Raw genomic sequence first — 14,004 nt, 5'->3', positions numbered from 1 at the left:
TAGCCGGATGCGGGATTCCCTGCTTCAGCAGTGCCTGTCCGCCCGTGCTACCTTCCAGCCCCACAGAAGATTGATGGGTCATAAGAACATGAGCAACAGATTGCAGGAGAGGCTGGGTGCACTCCCGGCCGCGCGACTGAAGGGAATGCGTCGCGGCATCGAGAAGGAAAGCCTGCGCGCGCTGCCCGACGGCAAGCTGGCCCTCACGCCGCATCCGCTGGCGCTGGGCTCGGCGCTCACGCATCCGCACATCACGACCGACTTCAGCGAGTCGCAGCTCGAACTCATCACGGGCGTGCACGCTGGCGTGGAGTCGGCGCTCGAAGAGCTCACGCGGGTGCACCAGTTCACCTACCGCGTGCTCGACCAGCTCGGCGACGAGCGCCTCTGGGTGTCGAGCATGCCCTGCGGCCTGCCGACCGACGAGACCATTCCGATCGGCCGCTACGGCTCGTCGAACGTGGGCCGCGCCAAGAGCGTCTACCGCATGGGCCTGAGCCACCGCTATGGCCGGCGCATGCAGACCATCTCGGGCATCCACTACAACTGGTCGCTGCCGGAGGTGTCGAGCGAAGAGTATTTCGCGCTGATCCGCAACTTCCGCCGCCAGGCCTTTTTGCTGCTGTACCTGTTCGGCGCCTCGCCGGCCCTGTGTTCGAGCTTTGTCGCGGGCCGCCCGCACGAGCTGCAGCCGCTGGGCGACGGCAGCATGTACATGCCGCACGGCACCTCGCTGCGCATGGGCCGCCTGGGCTACCAGAGCGAGGCACAGGCCTCGCTGGCCGTGAGCTACAACAGCCTGGAGGGCTACGGCGCCTCGCTGCAGGACGCGCTCACGCGCCCGTGGCCGGCCTACGAAGCCATCGGCATCCGCAACCTGGGCGGGGACTACAACCAGCTGGGCACCAGTCTGCTGCAGATCGAGAACGAGTTCTACGGCACGATCCGCCCCAAGCGCGTGATCCATTCCGGCGAGCGCCCGCTGCATGCGTTGCGCGAGCGCGGCGTGGAGTACGTCGAGGTGCGCCTGATGGACCTCGACCCCTTCGAGACCGTCGGCATCAACGCGCAGACCATGCGCTTCATCGACGTGTTCCTGCTGCACTGCCTGCTGAACGACAGCCCCGACGACACCCCGCAAGAAATCGCCGACCTGGCGCAGAACCAGCACCTCACGGCCGCGCGCGGCCGCGAGCCGGGGCTGAAGCTGCGCCGCGACGGGCGCGAGGTCGCGCTCACCGACTGGGGCCTGGAGCTGGTCGAGCAGTGCCTGCCGATTGCTGCCGCGCTCGACGCGGCGCAGGGCGGCACGCAGCACGTCGACGCCGTGCGCGCCGCCAAGGCCGGCCTCGAGAACCCCGACAGCCTGCCCTCGGCCCGCGTGCTCGCGGCCATCGAGCAGCAGCACGGCAACTCCTTCGTCGGCTTCGTGCGTGCCCAGTCGGAGCAGACCCGCGCCGCGCTGCTGGCGCTGCCGTTCTCGGCCGCGCAGCAGGCCGGGTTCGAGCAGATGACGGCCGAGTCGATCCAGGCGCAAAAGCGCATCGAGGCGGCCGACACCATGCCCTTCGAGATCTACCGCGAGCAGTACGTCTCGCCGGCGCGCCTGGGCATGGCCCCCGGCCGCCTGCCGGTCGCAGCCTGAAGCATCCTCACGGCGGTGCCACGGCGGCGCCGGCCGGCGCATGCCGACAGCGCCGCTGGCCGATGGCCTACAGCCATTGACCTGTCCGGCTCACCGTGGCGCGGCGGCCAGCCCCGAAGATGGCGTCATGCGCTGCCCAGTTCCGGACCCGAGACACCCACCATGACGCTCCATGCCTACCTGGTCGAGGACAGTCCGGTGATCCGCGAGAACCTGGTCGACTTTCTCGAGGACGTGATCGATGCGCACGTGATCGCCTCGGCCAGCACCGCCGACGAAGCGCTCGACTGGCTGCGCGATCACAAGAGCGATTGGGACCTGGCCATCGTCGACCTGTTCCTGCAGCGCGGCAACGGCCTGGCCGTGCTGAACGCCTGCCGCCAGCGCTCGCCGCACCAGAAGGTGGTGGTGCTCAGCAACTACGCCACCGCCGACATGCGTCTGCGTTCCCAGCAACTGGGCGCCGATGCCTTCTTCGACAAATCGGCCGAACTCGACCAGCTGGTGGCGTACTGCGCCACGGTCCAGCCGTCGCATGGGTGACTCCCACCGGGGGCGCCCGGCGGCGAACGGGGCGGGGAACTGAGGTAAAACGTTGGGTTGTTGTCAATTGGCAACCCTCACCAACACCGACCCACACAGTTCAGACAGCGAGCAGAGACCTCATGAGCAACAGCACCTCCATCGACTTCCAGGGCCGCGTGGCCATCGTGACCGGCGCCGGCGGCGGCCTGGGCCGCCAGCATGCGCTGGCCTTGGCGGCGCGCGGCGCCAAGGTGGTGGTCAACGACCTGGGCGGCGCGCGCGACGGCTCGGGCGGCTCGGTCAGCGCCGCGCAGGCGGTGGTCGACGAGATCAAGGCGGCCGGCGGCGAAGCCATTGCCAACGGCGCCTCGGTGACCGACTTCGAGGCCGTGCAGGCCATGGTCAAGCAGGCGGTCGACGCCTGGGGCCGCGTCGACATCCTGGTGAACAACGCCGGCATCCTGCGCGACAAGAGCTTCGCCAAGATGGAACTGGACGATTTCAAGCTGGTGGTCGACGTGCACCTGATGGGCGCCGTGAACTGCACCAAGGCCGTCTGGGCGCTCATGAACGAGCAGAAGTACGGCCGCATCGTGATGACCACCTCGTCGTCGGGCCTGTACGGCAACTTCGGCCAGAGCAACTACGGCGCCGCCAAGCTGGCGCTGGTGGGCCTGATGCAGACGCTGAGCATCGAAGGCGCCAAGAACGACATCCGCGTGAACTGCCTGGCGCCCACCGCCGCCACGCGCATGACGGAAGACCTGTTCCCCAAGGACATGCTCGAGGCTTTCCGTCCCGAGGCCGTGGTGCCCGCGATGCTGGTGCTGGCCGCGCAGGACGCGCCCAACCGCACCATCCTCTGCGCCGGCGCCGGCACCTTCGAGGCCGCCCACATCACGCTCACGCAGGGCGCCTGGCTGGGCATTGCCGCCGACACGCCCGAGCAGCTGGCCGCGCGCCTGTCGGAAGTGACGGCGCGCGAGGGCGAGGCCGTGCCGCAAAGCGGCGCCGCCCAGGGCGCGAACGAAGTCGCCAAGGGCCAGGCGAACGCCGGCCGGGGCTGAACTTTCGTCACTCGGTGCATGGCGCTTGACTTCGAGCGCACTCGAGCATTTCCAATGAATTCACCGGATGTCCGGTGTCTTCATTCATCCAAGGAAATCACGCCATGCACACGATCGACAACAAGGCCCTGGTCCAGCGCATCCACGCGGAGCTGGACAGGGGCAACGGCCAGGCCTTCATCGACAGCCTCGCCGACGACGCCAGCTGGACGCTGGAAGGCAGCACGCCCTGGTCGCGCACCTACCAGGGCAAGCAGGCGATCCGCGAAGAGCTGATCAAGCCGCTGTTCGGGCAGTTCGCCGGGCCCTATGTGAGCAAGACCGAATGCATCATTGCCGAGGGCGACCGCGTGGTGGTGCTGTTCAGCGGCGACGTGCCCACCAAGGCCGGCAAGCGCTACAACAATCGCTATTGCTACGTCTACCGACTCGAAGGAGGCCAGGTGAAAACATTGACCGAGTACTTCGACACCGCGCTGGTCGAGCGGGCGCTCGACGCGCCGACCGCCCATGCCGGTTGACGCCAGCACTGCCACGCCGTCGTTCCACATCGGCGAACTGGCCGCGCGCACGGGCCGCACGGTGCATGCCATCCGTTGGTACGAATCGCAGGGCCTCGTGCCCGGCGTGGCGCGCGATGCGGGCGGACGGCGCGTGTACGGCGAACTGCATGTGGGCTGGCTCGACCTGATGGACCGGCTGCGCCGCACCGGCATGTCGATCGCCGAGATGCGCGACTACACGGCGCTCGCATTGCAGGGCAAGGCCACGCTGCGCCAGCGGCGCGACCTGCTCGAGGCGCACCGCGCGCGCGTGCACCAGACGATCGCCGACTGGCAGCAGGCGCTGTCGCTGGTCGATCGCAAGATCGATTTCTACGACGCCTGGATGGCCGACGGGCGGCGCCCGCCGCTCATTCCGGTGGAGACGCCGCAGCGCCTGCCCGCGCCGAAGCGCAAGCCGGCGCGCTGAGCTTCGACTCGACTACTCGGCGACGAAGCCCTCGCCGTCGCGGCGGATCGAATCGCGCGCGCGGTGGTTGTTGAGGCGGCCCAGCGTGTTGTCGAGCAGGCGCTTGAGCTTGTCGGCCGCGCCGCGGAAGGCCTCGTCGAGGCTGGTGGCATGCTGTGTCACCGCGAGCGGCTGGTGGTGCGCCAGGCGCGCTTCCATCACGCAGCACTTGTCGCCGCCGCCGGCCTTGTCGTGGTTCTCGTCGCTCAGGTGCACCTCGACGCGCGTCACGTCTTCGACGAAACGGCTCAGGTGCTGCTTGATCTCGGTGTCTGCCCAGCGCTCCAGCGTGTCCTTGTTGGTGATGCCATTGCTCGTGTTGACCTGGATCTGCATTGCGTATGTCCCTGCTGGATGGTGAACGAGCCTTCACTGTGCACCCGAAAGAGTGCCCCTGTGCGTAGGTGTGTTGCCCCTTTTTGCCGGGGCATCGCAGCGTGTTCAGCTCTGGATGTAACTGGTCAGCTGGGTGATGGTCTGCTCGTGCTCGGAAATGATGTCGTCCATCAGGTCTTGAATCGAGATCATGCCGACCACCTTGTCGCCGTCGACCACGGGCAGGTGGCGGAACTTGCGCTGGCTCATGAGCGCCATGCAGGCGCGGGTGCGGGTCTGCGGGGTGACGGTCATCACGTCGGGCGTCATGATCTCGGCGACCTTCATCTCTTTGGAGTTCTTGCCCTGCAGCGCCACCTTGCGGGTGTAGTCGCGCTCGGACAGAAAGCCCACGAGCTTCTCGCCGTCCATCACCATGAGCGCGCCCACCTCGAAATGCGCCAGCGTGGCCAGCGCGTCGAACACGCTGGTGTCGGGCGAGGTGCGCCAGGCGGCGGAATCGTGGCGCTTGAGCAGTTCGGAGACGGGTTTCATCGCAGGCACTCCATTCAGGGGTTTCGATCCGGCCGACGCACGTGGCGGCGCCGTGCTTCGGACAAATCATAGGGGCGGAATCGCCCTTCGCGATGCAAAACCCTCCCGGGTGTTGCGCGTGTCATGCCGCGCACACGAACCTGGGGATGATCAAGGGTGCTCAGGGCGCGGCGGCGAGCACGCGGCTCAGCGCCACGGCATTGCCCGCGACGTCCTTCACGAGGCCCTGCGCGTCGAAGTTCACCTGGAACTCCGACCAGCTGTCGCGCCAGTAGCGCCACACCGGCGCGTCCAGGCTCGGGTTCTCGCTGGCCACCGGGTAGCCCAGCGCCATCAGCACCTGTTCGCGCGTCATGCCCGGCATCACCTTGCCCGCGAGGATGGCGGCGCCCACCGCAGGCGGGAAGCTGGCGATCTTGCGCTTGGGGTCTTCGGTGACCACGTAGCGCTTGGCGAAGTCGATCAGCGTGATGTTGCGGCTGTAGTCGTTCTTGATGCGCTGGGGCTTGCCCGCGAGGTCGAGGTTGAAGAAGCGGAAGTCGTAGGCCGTGATGCGCGCCGGCGTGCCCACCGGGACGATGCTCGTGCCCTGTTCGTCGTAGTTGATGTCGCTGATCGAGTCGCCATACGTGCGCATGTTGCAGCACAGGAAACCGTCGGTCAGCGGGCCGGGCGGCGGCGACGGGCGCTGGGCATGCGCCACGGTGGCGGACAGGATGGTGGTGGCCGCGAGCAGGGCGGCGGCGGCAAGGCGCTGGACCATGAAAAGGATCTCCCTCGATGTGACTTTTTGAAACGGCTGCAGGCGCAGCGCGCGGATTCTAGGGGTGATCTTGCGGCCAACAAGCCAGTGAATACGCCAGTCGGTGCTATCAAAAGCGAAGCATCGAGAAATCGGTCCGTTTCCCGGTTCACAATGCGCACCCGGCCTGCGAGGCCGGTCCCCTTCCAGACAGCGCGAAAGAAAGAGCATCCATCGATGGCGATCCAGTGGTTCCCCGGTCACATGTATTCGACCCAGAAGGCCATCACCGAACGGGTGAAGGACATCGATGTGGTGATCGAACTGCTCGACGCGCGCCTGCCCGGCTCCAGCGCCAACCCGATGCTGGCCGAGCTCACGGCCGGGCGGCCCACGCTGAAGGTGCTCAACAAGCAGGACCTGGCCGACCCCGCGCGCACCGAGGCCTGGCTGGCGCACTACAACGCGCTGCCCGACACCCGCGCCATCGCGCTCGATGCCAGCCTGACCATGCCCGCGCAGCGCATCGTGCGCGCCTGCCACGAGCTGTCGCCCAACCGCGGCGGCATGGCCAAGCCGATGCGCGTGCTGATCTGCGGCATTCCCAATGTGGGCAAGTCGACCCTCATCAACACGCTCACCGGCGGGCGCAAGGCCAAGACCGGCGACGAGGCCGGCATCACCAAGCTCGAGCAGCGCATCACGCTGGCCGACGACTTCTACCTGTGGGACACGCCCGGCATGCTGTGGCCGCGCATCATCGTGCCCAAGAGCGGCTACAACCTCGCGGCCAGCGGCGCGGTGGGGCGCAATGCCTTCGATGAAGAAGAAGTGGCGCTGGAGCTGCTCGACTACCTCAAGGCGAACTACGCCGAGGGCATCGTCGCGCGCTTCAAGCTCGTCGAGCTCGATGCCTCCACCCTGGCTGGCATGAAGGACGAAGACGTTCTCGACACCGTCGGCCGCAAGCGCGGCGCGCTGCTGGGCAAGGGCAAGGTCAACCTGCAGAAGGCCGCCGAGATCGTGATGCACGAGTTCCGCGCCGGCAACCTGGGGCGCATCACGCTCGAGACGCCCGAGGAGTTTGCGCAGTGGCTGGCCGCCGGCCAGCGCGCCGACGCCGAGCGCGCCGCGAAGAAGGCGGCGCGTGGCAAGAAGGGCAAGGCCAAGCCCGAGGCGCCCGAGGCTGACGGCAGCCCGACGGCCGACGCGTGAAGGTCTTGCGCGCGCCGCGCTGAAGGCCGCGCGGGCCGCCCCTATCATCGAGAGATGCAACGTCTCACGCGCCAGCGCAACGCCGTTTTCTCCGCCTTCAGCGACGCCGGCCGCGTGCTGACCGCCCCCGAAATCCTCGAACACGCACGGGCCATCGTGCCCGAGATCAGCCTGTCGACGGTGTACCGCCAGGTCTCGCTGCTGCTGGCCGACGGCGAGATCGCCAAGGTCGAGCTGCCGGGCGAACCGGCACGCTACGAAGTGGCCTGCAAGGCTGATCCACACGACCACGCTTCGCACGGCGCTGGTGACGATGCAGGGCACCACCACCATCACTACTTCCATTGCTCGCACTGCGGCCAGGTCTTCCTGCTGCACGCGTGCCCGGGGCCGATGCACGACCTCGCCCCCAAGGGCTTCCAGGTGACGCACCACGAGGTCACGCTGCATGGCCTGTGCGCGGCCTGCGTCGACGCCGGCGCGAAAGCACCGAAGGCGCATCCGCCGCACTGACGACGGCGAAGCCCCGGATGCCGGGGAAGGTTAACAAAGTTATTGAGAATGAATTCGCAATAACGTATATTCGCGTGTCCGAACGAACTCCCCGGCCACGCACATGCAAGTCCTGTCCTCGCTCAAGGAAGCCAAGAAGCGTCACCGCGATTGCCAGGTGGTGACGCGGCGCGGCCGCACCTACGTCATCTGCAAGTCCAACCCGCGCTTCAAGGCGCGGCAAGGCGGCGCAAAGAACAAGAACAAGCGCTGACGCGCGGCGGCACCGCTGCCGCCTTCATTCCCCCTCGATGACCGCATCGGCGTGCCCACGCCGGGGCGTGCCTGCGCGCGTCTTTCCTTTCCTTCTTCCTTCCATCGGAATCCCTCCGCCATGCTCCGAGCCTCCGGCCTCACCAAACGCTACGGCGCGCACACCGCGCTCGACCGCCTCGACCTCGACATCCGCGGCGGCGACATCTACTGCCTGCTGGGTGCCAACGGCGCGGGCAAGACGACGACCATCAACCTGTTCCTGAACTTCATCGCGCCGACCGACGGCACGGTGCAGATCAACGGCACCGACGTCACGCGCCACCCGGTCGCGACCAAGCAGGACGTGGCGTACATCCCCGAGCAGGTCACGCTGTACGGCACGCTCTCGGGCCTGGAGAACCTGCGCTTCTTCGCCGGCCTGGCGCTGGGCCACGAACTGCCGCGCGAACGCCTGCTCGCGCTGATGACCGAGGTGGGGCTCGACCACGCGGCCGCCGACAAGCGCGTCAGCATGTATTCGAAGGGCATGCGCCAGAAGGTGTGGATCGCGGTGGCGCTGGCCAAAGAGGCCAAGGCGCTGCTGCTCGACGAGCCCACCTCGGGGCTCGACCCGCATGCCGCCGCCGAGTTCTCCGACCTGCTGCGGCGCGCGGCCGACCGCGGCGTGGCCGTGCTCACCACCACGCACGACCTGTTCCACGCGCAGCAGACCGCCACGCGCGTCGGAATCATGAAGCGCGGCCGGCTGGTCGAAAGCCTCGACGGCGCGCAGATCGGCCAGACCGACCTGCAGTCCCTCTACCTGCAACACATGAGGGCCTGACCCGATGACGATGCGCTGGATCGCCCGACGCGAATTCACCGAACGCCTGCGCGACGGCCGCCTGTACTGGGCCGGCGGGCTCGTGGCCGTGCTGCTCTTCACCGCGCTGGCCGTCGGCTGGGCGCACCAGCGCGGCGCGCATGCCGAGCAGGTCGCCGCGCAGGCCATGGACTACCGCGACTGGCTGCACCAGGACAAGCGCCATCCGCACGACGCCGCGCACCAGGGCATGCACGCCTTCAAGCCCGAGCCGCCGCTGTCGATGGTCGACGCGGGCATCAACCCCTACATCGGCAGCACCGTGTGGCTGCAGGCGCACCGCCAGAGCGAGGTCAAGTTCAACGCCGCGCAGGACGCGACGGGCCTGCAGCGTTTCGGCAACCTGTCGGTGGGCTGGATCCTGCAGGTGCTCGGCCCGCTGCTGGTGATCGTGCTGGGCTTCAACGCCTTCGCGGGCGAGCGCGAGCAGGGCATCCTGCGCCAGACGTTGAGCCTGGGCGTGGCGCCGCTGCGCCTGCTGGCCGGCAAGGCGCTCGCGCTGTCGGCGCTGCTCGCGGTGCTGCTGGTGCCGGCGGCACTGGTCGCGGCTGTCGCCGTGGCGGTGGGCGCGGAGCCGGGCGGGCGCGTCGATGCGCTGCTGCGGCTGGGCGCGTGGTCGCTGGGCTACGCGGTGTACCTCGGCATCTTCGTGTGCCTCGTGCTGGGTGTGTCGGCGCTGTCGTCCACCTCGCGCATGGCGATCACCGTGCTGCTCGCGCTGTGGATCGGGCAGGCCGTGATGGCGCCGCGCGTGCTCTCCGAGCTTTCGCGCACCTGGTATCCGAGCCCGACGCGGCTCGAATTCAACAAAGCGCTGGGCGCGGAACTCAAGGCCGTGTCGAACCAGGTCTGGCAGCAGAACTTCGGCACCACCGAGCGCTGGGGGCGCGACGTGCCGCTGAGCAAATGGGGCATTGCGCTGCGCCTGGACGACCAAGCCTCGTACCCCGTGTACGACCGTCACTACGGCCGCCTGTGGGACACCTGGGAACAGCAGCAGAAAGTGCAGGAGTGGAGCGGCCTGCTGCTGCCGCTGCTCGCGGTGCGCAGCTTCTCGATGGGCATGGCGGGCACCGACTTCTCGCACCACCGCCGCTTCACCACGGCCGCCGAGCTGCACCGCCGCCACATCCAGGACCTGATGAGCAAGGACCTCGTGGCGCATGCCGATCCGCTCGGTGACCGCCACTTCTCCTACCAGGCCACGCCCGAGCTCTGGGCCACCGTGCCGCCCTTCGACTACCACCCGCCGGGCGCAGGGTGGGCGCTGCGGCACCAGGCGCGCAGCTTCCTCGTGCTGTGCGCCGGCCTGCTGCTCGCGGCGGCGTTCGCGGCCTTTGCCACCTTGCGCCAGCGCGCGCTCTGAGAGGGGATGCCACCCATGTCGTCCCTCCATCCTCCCCAAGGCCGCCGCCTGCTGGCCGTGATGCGCCAGGAAGTTCGTTTGATGCTCGCCGAGCGCGGCCTCTGGGTCGTCGGCGCGCTGTTCCTCTTGCTCGTGGCCTATGCACTGGGCAACGGCCTGCTGCAGACCGCCCAGCGCGACCGCGCGCAGGCGGCCGTGGCGCAGGCCGACCGCGACACCCGCACCGCGCAGCGCACCTTGCTCGAAGCCATCCTGGCCGGCACCGCGCAGCCCACGCCCTTCGAGAATCCGGCCGACCCTTCGCGCATGGCGAGCGGCTACGGCGGCCAGCACGTGCTGCTGCCGACCGCGCCGCTGGGCCCGGTCGCGCTGGGGCAGAGCGACCTGTTCCCGAGCCAGTACCAGGTCACGAACCAGAGCCGCGTGGTGTTCATGAACCCGAGCGACATCGAGAACCCGTGGCACCTGCTGAGCGGGCATTTCGACCTGGCCTTCGTCATCGTCTACCTGCTGCCGCTGCTGATCTTTGCGCTCAGCTACAACCTGCTGTCGGCCGAGCGCGAGAACGGCACCCTGCGCCTGCTGCTGTCGCAACCGCTGCGGCTGCGCACGTTGCTCGCGGGCAAGCTCACGGTGCGCGCAGCCGTGCTGCTGGGGCCGGCGGTGCTGCTGCCGGTGGCGGTGCTGTGGATTGCGCGCCATGCGGGGCTCACGGCGGGCGGCGCGGGCAGCGCCACGCTGTGGTGGGCGCTGCTGGTCGGCGCCTACGCGCTGTTCTGGTTCGCGCTGGTGGTGGCGGTCAATGCCTTCGGCGCCTCGTCGGCGACGAACGCGATGGTGCTGGTCATCGCCTGGGTGCTGCTGGTGCTCGTGGCGCCGGTGCTGCTGAACCTGGCCGTCACGCAGGCCGCGCCCGCGCCGTCGCGCACCGAACTGGCCACGCGCCAGCGCGTGGTCACGGCCGAGGCGATGAAGCGCTACCAGGACCTGCTGGGCACCGAGTACCAGCACGTGGGGCAGGGCGCCATCCTCGTGCCGCGCGACGGCAAGATCGAGATCGCCGGCCGCTCGCTGGCCAACTACCGCATCCAGCGCGAGGTCGACGAAGCGATCCGCCCCGCGCTCGCGCGCTTCGACGCACAACAGGCGGCACAGCAGGCGCTGGTGGGCCGCTTCGGCGCCGTGTCGCCGGCGGCCGTGGCCTACGAAGGCATGACCGCGCTGGCCGGCAACGGCGCACGCCGCCACGCGCGCTTCGATGCGCAGACCGTGGCGCACCACGAAGCCTGGAAGGCCTTCTTCTTCCCGCGCATCGACGCGCGCGATGCGCTCGCCCCGGCCGACTTCGACCGCATGCCCACCTTCGCCTGGCACGAGGAGCCTGCCGAGCTCGTGCGCGGGCAGGCCGCGCTGGCCGTGCTGCAACTGCTGGTGCCGAGCCTGCTGCTGTTCGGCCTCGCGGCCTGGCGGCTGCGGCGCTTCTCGGTGGCCTGACGCTTTCTTCATTTCTTCCACGCACCGCTCCATGACCCCGTTCACCCGCACCACCGTCGCGCTGGCCGCCTTCACCGCCTTGCAAGTCGCCTCTGCACAAGACAGCCGCAACAACGCCGAACTCGGCACCGTCACCATCGAAGGCAGCCGCGACGCGAACAGCCTGCACCTCGATGATTCGAGCGGCACGGCCTCGCGCCTGGGCCTGTCGGTGCGCGAGACGCCGGCCTCGGTCGAGATCCTGTCGCAGGACGCGATCCAGCAGCGCGGCGCGCGCACCTTCAGCGAAGCATTGCGCGGCATGGCGGGCCTCTCGGGCGGCGGCCCGCCCTCGTCGCCGACCACGCTGTCGCTGCGCGGCTTCACGAGCCTCATGTACCTGTACGACGGCGTGCGCAGTTCGGGCGCGGGCGTCACTAACCGCGTGCAGGACACCTGGAACTACGAGCGCATCGAAGTGCTCAAGGGCCCGGCCTCGGTGCTCGACGGCGAGGGCGCCATCGGCGGCATCGTCAACTTCGTGACCAAGCGGCCCGACCGCAGCAACCCGCACAAGGAGGCGCTGCTTTCGTACGGCAGCTACGGCTCCACGCGCGCGGCCTTCGGCTTCGGTGGTGCGCTGGGCGAGGCCAGCGCCTACCGGCTCGACTACAGCCGCAACGACACGAAGGTGGGCACCATCGACCGCAACGGCGAGCGCATCGACCACTTCACGAGCGGCCTGCTGGTGGACCTGGGTGGCTCGGTGAAGCTGGACCTTTCGTTCGATTACCTGCGCGACGACAACGACGCCTACTGGGGCACGCCGCTCGTGCCGCGCAGCTTCGCCACACAGCCGACGAACGTCGTCAGCACGCCCGACGGCCGCGTGATCGACCGGCGCATGGCGCGCACCAACTACAACGTGCGCGACGACGAGAACTCGTCGGAGACCTACTGGCTGCGCGCGCGCCTCACGGGGCAACTGGACGGCGGCTGGTCGTGGCGCAACGAGTTCTCGGCCAACCAATCGAAGCGCATGTTCCGCAACTCCGAAAGCGCGACCTTCGTGCCGCCCGCCAGCATCGCGCGCGACCAGACGCTCATCACGCACGACCAGGACTTCTGGCTCGACCGCTTCGACGCCACGCACAAGGGAAAGATCGCCGGGCTGGACAACCGCTTCGTCGTCGGCGGCGAGTACAGCGAAACTCGCTTCGGCAGCCAGCGCCGCTTCTCCAACAGCAGCCCCGCCACCGCCGCGCAACTGCGCGTGCCCGTGTTCGATCCGTACACCGGCTACTTCGATGACAACCCCGCGCTGACCACCGGCGCGGGCAACCGCGCCGACACCTTCTCGCGCGTGAAGGTCGCCTCGGTCTTCGTGGAAGACGCGCTCAAGCCGATGCGCGACCTCACGCTGGTCGGCGGCCTGCGCCACGACCGCACCGAGGTCGACCGCCGCATCTGGGACCTGAACGCAGGCAGCGTCACGCGCTTCGGTGCGAGCTACCGCGCCACCTCGGGGCGCCTCGGCGCGGTGTACGACCTGTCGCCGCAGTCGAGCCTGTATGCGCAGTACACCAACGCCACGCTGCCGGTGGGATCGCTCTTCCTGCTGTCGGCGTCGAACGCCGCGTTCCCGATGTCGCGCGGCAAACAGGCCGAGGTGGGCTTCAAGCAGAGCCTGCCTGCAGCGAACCTGGAGTGGACGGCCGCGCTGTACAAGATCGAACTCGACAACGTGCTCTCGCGCGACCCGAACAACGCCGCCACCACCGTGAACAACGGCCGGCAGTCGTCACGCGGCCTCGAGCTGTCGGCCGTGTGGAAGCCCACGCGCGAATGGACGCTGGCGGGCAACCTCGCGGCGCTCGATGCGCGCTTCGACACGCTGGTCGAAGCCGGCAACGTCTCGCGCGTGGGCAAGACCCCGCCGAACGTGCCCGAGCGCATGGCCAATGTCTTCGCCACCTACCGGCCCGACGGCTCGAAGTTCGAGTACTTCGCATCGCTGAACCACACCGGGCCGATGTACACCGACAACGCCAACCAGATCCGCATCAACGGCTTCACGACGGTCGATGCGGCCGTGAGCTATCGCTTGAAGAATGCCCTGTTGAGTTTCCGTGTGCGCAACCTGACGGACCGGCTCTACGCGACCTGGACCGGCCGCGCCGCGAGCCAGGTGCTGCTGGCGCCGCGGCGGACCTTCGAGGTGTCGGCGAAGTTTGATTTTTGAAGGGCCGAGTGTTCGGGGCGGCGCTCCCGCCGACGGGGAGCCTTGCTCCGCGAATGTCCCCCGGGGCTGCGCCCCTCCTCCTTGATTTCGCTGCGCAAGGCACCCCATCGACGTGAGCGCGGTCAGAGCACTTGTTGATCAGCCGCACACCACCGCCGCGTCCCGTGCGCAGGACACTGGGTGCTTCCCGCAGCGAAATCAAGGAGGAGGCCGCAGGC

At 68.6% G+C, this 14,004-nt stretch carries 15 protein-coding genes; 12 read left to right on the top strand and 3 right to left on the bottom strand.

Features of this window, described 5'->3' with window-relative positions:
• Nucleotides 1-88 precede the first annotated feature (88 nt).
• The 5 genes from gshA (at nucleotide 89) to AC07SQ_RS25025 (ending at nucleotide 4,209) form a co-directional block, all read left to right on the top strand.
• Nucleotides 89-1,645 carry a glutamate--cysteine ligase gene (gene gshA, locus AC07SQ_RS25045; protein WP_095746179.1) on the top strand — a complete coding sequence of 519 codons (1,557 nt, stop codon included), beginning with the start codon at nucleotides 89-91 and terminating at the stop codon, nucleotides 1,643-1,645.
• Nucleotides 1,646-1,807: 162 nt separating this feature from the next.
• Entirely contained in the window at nucleotides 1,808-2,188 is a 381-nt protein-coding gene (locus tag AC07SQ_RS25040) for a response regulator transcription factor (protein WP_062476998.1), read from the top strand.
• Nucleotides 2,189-2,310: 122 nt separating this feature from the next.
• Entirely contained in the window at nucleotides 2,311-3,237 is a 927-nt protein-coding gene (locus AC07SQ_RS25035; RefSeq protein WP_095948938.1) for an SDR family NAD(P)-dependent oxidoreductase, read from the top strand.
• Nucleotides 3,238-3,341: 104 nt separating this feature from the next.
• Entirely contained in the window at nucleotides 3,342-3,758 is a 417-nt protein-coding gene (locus tag AC07SQ_RS25030) for a nuclear transport factor 2 family protein (RefSeq protein WP_159270919.1), read from the top strand.
• The gene (locus AC07SQ_RS25025) at nucleotides 3,748-4,209 is read left to right on the top strand and encodes a MerR family transcriptional regulator (protein ID WP_307696153.1); all 462 of its coding nucleotides are present in this window, start codon (nucleotides 3,748-3,750) and stop codon (nucleotides 4,207-4,209) included. Before AC07SQ_RS25030 ends, AC07SQ_RS25025 begins: the two co-directional genes overlap by 11 nt.
• A 12-nt stretch (nucleotides 4,210-4,221) precedes the next feature.
• On the opposite strand, the gene AC07SQ_RS25020 is transcribed toward AC07SQ_RS25025, so the two are convergent.
• The 3 genes from AC07SQ_RS25020 to bamE form a co-directional block, all read right to left on the bottom strand.
• On the bottom strand, nucleotides 4,222-4,584 hold the full coding sequence (locus AC07SQ_RS25020; RefSeq protein WP_062476985.1) for an HPF/RaiA family ribosome-associated protein: 363 nt from the start codon (nucleotides 4,582-4,584) through the stop codon (nucleotides 4,222-4,224).
• A gap of 105 nt (nucleotides 4,585-4,689) precedes the next feature.
• Nucleotides 4,690-5,118 (bottom strand): CBS domain-containing protein, encoded by a 429-nt coding sequence (locus tag AC07SQ_RS25015; protein WP_070062567.1) that lies wholly within the window; start codon nucleotides 5,116-5,118, stop codon nucleotides 4,690-4,692.
• Nucleotides 5,119-5,278: 160 nt separating this feature from the next.
• A complete protein-coding gene (gene bamE, locus AC07SQ_RS25010; protein WP_095948936.1) occupies nucleotides 5,279-5,881 on the bottom strand; it encodes an outer membrane protein assembly factor BamE domain-containing protein in 603 nt (200 codons plus the stop codon).
• A gap of 216 nt (nucleotides 5,882-6,097) precedes the next feature.
• On the opposite strand from bamE, the gene ylqF reads away from it, so the two are divergent.
• The 7 genes from ylqF to AC07SQ_RS24975 all read left to right on the top strand — a co-directional run bounded on the left by ylqF (nucleotide 6,098) and on the right by AC07SQ_RS24975 (nucleotide 13,786).
• A complete protein-coding gene (gene ylqF, locus AC07SQ_RS25005; RefSeq protein ID WP_495271681.1) occupies nucleotides 6,098-7,075 on the top strand; it encodes a ribosome biogenesis GTPase YlqF in 978 nt (325 codons plus the stop codon).
• Nucleotides 7,076-7,129: 54 nt separating this feature from the next.
• Nucleotides 7,130-7,588: a Fur family transcriptional regulator gene (locus tag AC07SQ_RS25000; protein WP_070062569.1), complete on the top strand. Its 459-nt coding sequence runs from the start codon at nucleotides 7,130-7,132 to the stop codon at nucleotides 7,586-7,588.
• A gap of 103 nt (nucleotides 7,589-7,691) precedes the next feature.
• Nucleotides 7,692-7,841 (top strand): type B 50S ribosomal protein L36, encoded by a 150-nt coding sequence (gene ykgO, locus AC07SQ_RS24995; protein WP_013542562.1) that lies wholly within the window; start codon nucleotides 7,692-7,694, stop codon nucleotides 7,839-7,841.
• A gap of 120 nt (nucleotides 7,842-7,961) precedes the next feature.
• On the top strand, nucleotides 7,962-8,666 hold the full coding sequence (locus AC07SQ_RS24990) for an ABC transporter ATP-binding protein (protein ID WP_062476970.1): 705 nt from the start codon (nucleotides 7,962-7,964) through the stop codon (nucleotides 8,664-8,666).
• 4 nt (nucleotides 8,667-8,670) lie between these two features.
• The gene (locus AC07SQ_RS24985) at nucleotides 8,671-10,071 is read left to right on the top strand and encodes an ABC transporter permease subunit (protein ID WP_495271680.1); all 1,401 of its coding nucleotides are present in this window, start codon (nucleotides 8,671-8,673) and stop codon (nucleotides 10,069-10,071) included.
• Nucleotides 10,072-10,086: 15 nt separating this feature from the next.
• Complete coding sequence (locus AC07SQ_RS24980; protein WP_495271679.1) at nucleotides 10,087-11,565, top strand: ABC transporter permease subunit; 1,479 nt, start codon at nucleotides 10,087-10,089, stop codon at nucleotides 11,563-11,565.
• A gap of 31 nt (nucleotides 11,566-11,596) precedes the next feature.
• Nucleotides 11,597-13,786 (top strand): TonB-dependent receptor, encoded by a 2,190-nt coding sequence (locus AC07SQ_RS24975; RefSeq protein ID WP_495271678.1) that lies wholly within the window; start codon nucleotides 11,597-11,599, stop codon nucleotides 13,784-13,786.
• Nucleotides 13,787-14,004: the final 218 nt, after the last annotated feature.

The organism is Variovorax sp. GW821-FHT06D12 (assembly GCF_059419205.1).
This window is presented reverse-complemented; position numbering and strand designations above follow the sequence as displayed.